5 protein-coding genes are annotated in these 5,964 nt (G+C 63.9%); 2 read left to right on the top strand and 3 right to left on the bottom strand.

Going from position 1 to position 5,964, the window contains the following annotated elements; genetic code table 11:
• Positions 1 to 59: 59 nt before the first annotated feature.
• Complete coding sequence (locus EOA27_RS18305; protein ID WP_127256837.1) at positions 60 to 665, bottom strand: dimethylsulfonioproprionate lyase family protein; 606 nt, start codon at positions 663 to 665, stop codon at positions 60 to 62.
• A gap of 140 nt (positions 666 to 805) precedes the next feature.
• On the opposite strand from EOA27_RS18305, the gene EOA27_RS18300 reads away from it, so the two are divergent.
• Both EOA27_RS18300 and mmsB read left to right on the top strand, forming a co-directional pair.
• Entirely contained in the window at positions 806 to 1,972 is a 1,167-nt protein-coding gene (locus tag EOA27_RS18300) for an isobutyryl-CoA dehydrogenase (RefSeq protein WP_127256835.1), read from the top strand.
• A 22-nt stretch (positions 1,973 to 1,994) separates the two neighbouring features.
• A complete protein-coding gene (gene mmsB, locus EOA27_RS18295) occupies positions 1,995 to 2,879 on the top strand; it encodes a 3-hydroxyisobutyrate dehydrogenase (RefSeq protein WP_126082198.1) in 885 nt (294 codons plus the stop codon).
• Between the two features lie 322 nt (positions 2,880 to 3,201).
• On the opposite strand, the gene EOA27_RS18285 is transcribed toward mmsB, so the two are convergent.
• Positions 3,202 to 4,581 carry an aspartate aminotransferase family protein gene (locus EOA27_RS18285; RefSeq protein WP_126082196.1) on the bottom strand — a complete coding sequence of 460 codons (1,380 nt, stop codon included), beginning with the start codon at positions 4,579 to 4,581 and terminating at the stop codon, positions 3,202 to 3,204.
• Positions 4,582 to 4,944: 363 nt separating this feature from the next.
• The coding region (locus EOA27_RS18275) for a prolyl oligopeptidase family serine peptidase (protein WP_145970399.1) at positions 4,945 to 5,964 on the bottom strand (1,020 nt) is incomplete at its 5' end.

Here is a 5,964-nt window from a genome sequence, read left to right as displayed (position 1 = left end):
TACTAGCACGGTCTTGCCGACATCGGAGCCGGTGCCCTGCAGCATGATCGCTTTTGCCATCAGCCCCTGCTCCCCGAACCGATGGTCGACTTCTGCGCCAACGGCCCGCCGCGCCAGAGATAGAGCGCCATCAGCGGATCCTTGCCGGTGCGCATGGCATGGCTGACATTCGATGCGTGGTGGATCATCTCGCCGGCGCCGCGAATATGAAAATCCCCCTCGCCCATTCGCCACTCGGTGCCGCCGGTCAGTGGAATGTAGATTTCTTCCGCGATGTGGTGGTGGTCGGGATAGACGATGTCCGGCCCGAGGATCAGCAGACCGGCCGCGGCCGCATCATTGACGAAATGCCCTCGCGTGCCGAACACTTCCAGCCAGCCGTAATTGTCGACGAAACCCTGCCCGAAATCGGCGGCGCTATAGGTCTGCCCCCAGCGCAATGCATCCCGATGGTCGGCGACGAACCGCGCCAGCGGCCTGGCATCCGGCGGCGCAAGCGCGGCGATGCGGTCGAGATGGCCAAGGCAGGCAAGCGCGCGCGGTTCGAGAGGACGGACAGGCATATTCCAGCCGATGCGCGCGACTTCGTCCGCGAGCAGATCGTGGTCGACGCCGGCTAGATAGGAGTGGAATCGCTCCAGCAACTCATCGAAAATTGTCGGCACGCAAGAGCTCCGTTAGTCATTCCATGCACAGCCGGTTCTCAACGGCCCGGGTTTGCGCGGCGGCATCATTGGTCTAGATTGAACGGCGCGCAAAGCCAAAAACGACAGGCCAGAAGGCCTGAAACGACAGGGAGCACGCCATGGACGCGGCAGTCGATGCGGGCACTGGCCAATTCGAACTCAATGAGGAGCAGCGCGCCATCCAGGAGATGGCCCAGGCCTTCGCGGCGGATCGCGTTGCGCCCAATGCGCTCGACTGGGACAGGGCAAAGCATTTCCCCGCCGACGTGATCCGCGAGACCGGCCCGCTCGGCCTCGGCGGCATCTATGTGCGCGACGATGTCGGCGGCTCGGCGCTTGGGCGGCTGGACGCGGTGCTGATCTTCGAGGCGCTTGCCCACGCCGACCCGGCTTTTTCCTCCTTCATTTCCATTCACAACATGGCGGCCTCGATGATCGACCGCTTCGGCTCGGACGAGCAGCGCCAGCGCTTCCTGCCGAAACTGACCTCGATGGAGTGGCTGGCGAGCTATTGCCTGACCGAGCCCGGCTCCGGCTCGGACGCCGCCGCGCTGAAGACGCGCGCGGTGAAGAGCGGTGACGATTACATACTAAACGGCGCCAAGCAGTTCATCTCCGGCGCCGGCGACAGCGATCTCTATGTAGTGATGGCGCGCACCGGCGGCGATGGCCCGAAGGGCATTTCGACCTTCGTCGTACCCAAGGACGCGCCGGGCCTGTCCTTCGGCGCCAACGAGCACAAGATGGGCTGGCACATGCAGTCGACCCGCCAAGTCATGTTCGAGGACTGCAAGGTGCCGGCGGAAAACCTGCTCGCAGCGGAAGGCGCCGGCTTCGGCATCGCCATGGCCGGGCTCGACGGCGGCCGGTTGAACATCGTCGCCTGCTCGCTCGGCGGCGCTCAATCGGCGCTCGACAAGGCGCTCGCCTATACGGGCGAGCGCAAGGCCTTCGGCTCCAAGATCAACCAGTTCCAGGCGCTGCAGTTCAGGCTGGCCGACATGGAGACGGAGCTGCAGGCCTCCCGCATCTTCCTCTACGCCGCCGCCTCGAAGCTCGACCGCAAGGCGCCGGATGCCGGCAAATGGTCGGCGATGGCCAAGCGCTTCGTCACCGATATCGGCTTCGACGTTGCGAACGAGGCGCTGCAGCTGCATGGCGGCTACGGCTATCTGCACGATTACGGCATCGAGAAGCTGGTGCGGGATCTCCGCGTCCACCAGATCCTCGAAGGCACCAACGAGATCATGCGCGTCATCATCGCGCGGGCGCTGATTGGTCGCTGAGCAGATTTTTGGGAGAGAGACAATGAGCACCATCGCCTTCATCGGCCTAGGCAACATGGGCAATCCGATGGCTGCCAATCTGGTCAAAGCTGGCCATGCGGTGCTGGGCTTCGACCTGGTGCCCGAAAACCTTACGGTCGCGAAAGAGCATGGGGTGACGGTGATGGCGAACGCCGTCGCTGCGGTGAAGGAAGCCGATGTCGTCATCACCATGCTGCCTGCGGGCAAGCATGTGCTGTCGGTCTATGAGGACATCGCGCCCAAGGCAAGGAAAGGCGCGCTGTTCATCGATTCCTCGACCATCGATGTCGAATCGGCGCGCAAGGCGCATGCGATTGCCGCCAGGCAGGGCCTGCCCTCGATCGACGCCCCGGTCTCCGGTGGCACCGGCGGCGCCACGGCCGGCACCCTCACCTTCATGGCCGGCGGTTCCGACGAGGCCTTTGCCACCGCCGAGCCGATCCTGAAGCCGATGGCCGGGCGCATCGTTCATTGCGGCGGCGACGGCGCCGGCCAGGCGGCCAAGATCTGCAACAACATGATTCTCGGCATCTCGATGATCGGCGTCGCCGAAGCCTTTGTGCTGGCCGAAAAGCTCGGCCTGTCGCACCAGGCGCTGTTCGACGTCGCCTCCACCTCTTCCGGCCAGTGCTGGTCGCTGACCACCTACTGCCCGGTGCCCGGCCCCGTGCCGGCCTCGCCGGCCAATCGCGACTACAAGCCGGGCTTTGCCGCAGCGCTCATGCTGAAGGACCTGAAATTGTCCCAGGAAGCCGCGCAGGGCGCGGGCGCCGTAACCCCGCTCGGTGCCGAAGCCACTCAGCTTTATGCGCTATTTAACGCGCAGGGGCACGCCGGCGCCGATTTTTCCGGCATTATTAATTTCCTGCGCGGCAATAAGACGTAAGATACTGACTTTAAAAGGCTATTTGAAATATTTGCCAGCGCAAAGCCGGCAAATTTAGATTTGCTTAAGGTCTCGCTAACCCACCGGTAACGATGTGCCTTTAAAACGGATTGCGAGGCGGACAGCGCGTCCGCCCGGCGCTCCGGATCAGGTCTCGCGTACCGGAGCCCGTAAGTTTCGCAAGTATTCTTGTCGCGAAACGCCATGCGTATCTGGCAAAGCCGCGTTCCCGTTGGGGCGCGGTTTTTGCGTTTGGAGACATCACCCACATCGTTTAGGAATGGACCGGGCGCCCATTGCGGAGCGCCCGGACAATATCCCCTCAGCGCTTTCGCAAATCAGCGTCCGCGAGATCGAGCGCCTTCGCGATCCGCTCGCAGGCCATGTCGATCGTGTCGCGCGTCCAGATCAGCGGCGGCGAGAGAATCATCGTGTCGCCGGTGGCCCGCAGCATCATGCCGTTCGCGATCGCGTGGTCGCGCACGACGACCGCCGCACTTCCCGACGGCAGATAGCGTTCCTTGGTCGCCTTGTCCTTGACGATCTCGATCGCGCCCATCAGGCCGATCGAACGCACCTCGCCGACCAGCCTGTGCCCGGCGATCCTCTCCTGCAGCGCCTGCGCGAAATAGGGACCGGTGTCGTTCTTGACGCGCTCGACCAAGCCTTCCTTCTCGATGATCTCGAGGTTCTTCAACGCCACCGCGCAGGCCACCGGATGACCGGAATAGGTGTAGCCGTGATAGAACTCGCCGCCCTTTTCCACCAGCGTGCTGGCGACACGATCGCCGACCAGCAGCGCCGATAGCGGCTGGTAGCCCGAGGTCAGCGCCTTGGCGGTGGTGATGGTGTCGGGCTCGATGCCGAAGGTCTGCGCCGCAAACCATTCGCCGGTGCGGCCATAGCCGGTGATCACTTCGTCCAGCATCAAGAGCACATCGTATTTGCGGCAGATGCGCTCGACTTCCGGCCAGTAGCTCATCGGCGGGATTTTTACCCCGCCGGCACCCATCACCGGCTCGCCGATGAAGGCGGCCACTTTGTCGGCGCCGGCTTCGAGGATCGCGTCCTCGACCGCCTTGGCCGCGCGGATGCCGAAATCATGGTCGCTTTCGCCGGGCAGCGCGAGCTCATAGGCATAGGGCATCATCACATGGACGATGTTGGGCACCGCGCCGCCGAGCTGCTTGTGCATCGGCTCCATGCCGCCGAGCGACGTGCCGGCGATGGTCGAGCCGTGATAAGCCATCTTGCGGGAGATGATGCGGTTCTTCTCGGGCTTGCCTTCGAGCGCCCAGTAGTGGCGCACGAGCCTGAGCGCCGTGTCGTTGGCCTCCGAACCGGACGAGCCATAGAAGACCTGGCTGACATGCTTGGGGGCCAGCTCCGCCAGCTTCTTCGACAACAGCACCGGCGTCGGCGTCGAGCATTTGAAGAAGGAGTTGTAGTAAGGCAGCTCCTTCATCTGCGCGTACGCCGCCTCGGCCAGCTCGTCGCGGCCGTAGCCGACATTGACGCACCAGAGGCCCGCCATGCCGTCGAGGATTTCGGTGCCGTCGGCGTCGTAGATGAACGGGCCGTTGGCGTGGGTGATGATGCGCGAGCCTGCCTCGCGCAGCTCCTTGTGGTCGGTGAAGGGATGAAGGTGATGCGCGGCGTCGATCTGCTGAAGCTGCTTCAGCGAATAATTCTGATAGGTCATGGATTTGATCTTTCCTCTTGAATCAATCCGGCAAGGGCCGGGGCGGATTCGTCAGAGGAAGCGAGGCGGCGAATAACCGATGCGGGCGCACAGCCGCAACAACTCGGCGCGAAGGGTCCGCGGTGACGGCGTCACCGCGACCCCGAAGGCGCCAGATGTGCTGAAGCGGATCATGGCGCCAGCTTATGCCGCCTGAGGCCTCGAATTCAAGTCGTGCCAAGGTGTGTTGAGATTCAGGTCAGGCCGAGCCGAAAATGTCGGTTCCGAGAACCGGAGCGGAGCGTACCTAAAGTACGTGAGCACCGGAAGCGCAGAAAACCGATATTTGCAGGCTGGCATCACCTGAATATCAATACACCTTAGTCAGGCGACGCCGCCGAGCGCACGCTTCAGGAACATGTAGCGCATCGCCGTTTGCGCCGCCTGCGGCCGGCGGTCGCCGCGCCCGCCATGGCCGCCTTCGGTCTCCTCGAAGAACAGCGTCCTCCCGTGGCCTGCCTCCTGCAGCCGCGCCGCCATCTTGCGCGCGTGTCCAGGATGGACGCGGTCGTCGGCGGTTGAGGTCATCAACAGCACCGGCGGATAGGCGACATTGGCCGCGACATGCTGGTAGGGCGAATAGGTGGCGAGCCAGGCCGCCTCCTCCGGCCTCGACGGATCGCCATATTCGGCGATCCACGAGGCGCCGGGCGGCAGTTCGGTGTAGCGCAACATGTCGAGCAGCGGCACGTCAATGATGACGGCGCCGAACAGTTCGGGCCGCTGTGTCAACGACGTGCCGGTAAGCAGGCCGCCATTCGAGCCGCCCTGGATGCCGAGCTGTGCCGCCGTGGTGATGCCGCGCTTGACGACATCCTCGGCAACCGCCGCGAAATCGTCGAAAGCATTCTGGCGCTTGCCTTTCAGCGCCGCCTGGTGCCAGGCCGGACCGAACTCGCCGCCGCCGCGGATGTTGGCCTGGATATACGCGTTGCCCTTGTCCAGCCAGAGCTTGCCGCGAATGCCGGCATAGCCTGGCAGCAGCGGCACTTCGAAGCCGCCATAGCCATAGAGCAGCGCCGGCACCGGCCCGTTCTGGTCGCGGGGCCGCACCACGAAATACGGGATCATCGTGCCGTCCTTCGAGCGGGCCTCGAACTGCTCCGAAACATAGGGCGAGGCATCGAAGCGGGCCGGTTGCGATTTCACGGTTTCCAGCGTCTCGCCGTCGTCGTCCGACCAGATGATCGAGCTCGGCGTCAGGAAATCGGTGAAGGAGAAGGAGACGCTGGAGCCGAAATGCTCGGCATGGCTGATGCCGACATTGCCGTTGTCGGGCAATGCCACCGGCTTCAGCGACCACCCGTCGGGAGTGCGATCGCAGGCGATGACCTTGCCGCGCAC

The organism is Mesorhizobium sp. M2A.F.Ca.ET.037.01.1.1 (assembly GCF_003998075.1).
Classification (GTDB): Bacteria; Pseudomonadota; Alphaproteobacteria; order Rhizobiales; family Rhizobiaceae; genus Mesorhizobium.
Note: the sequence above shows the minus strand (reverse complement) of the source record. Positions and strands in the feature narration are given on the sequence as shown.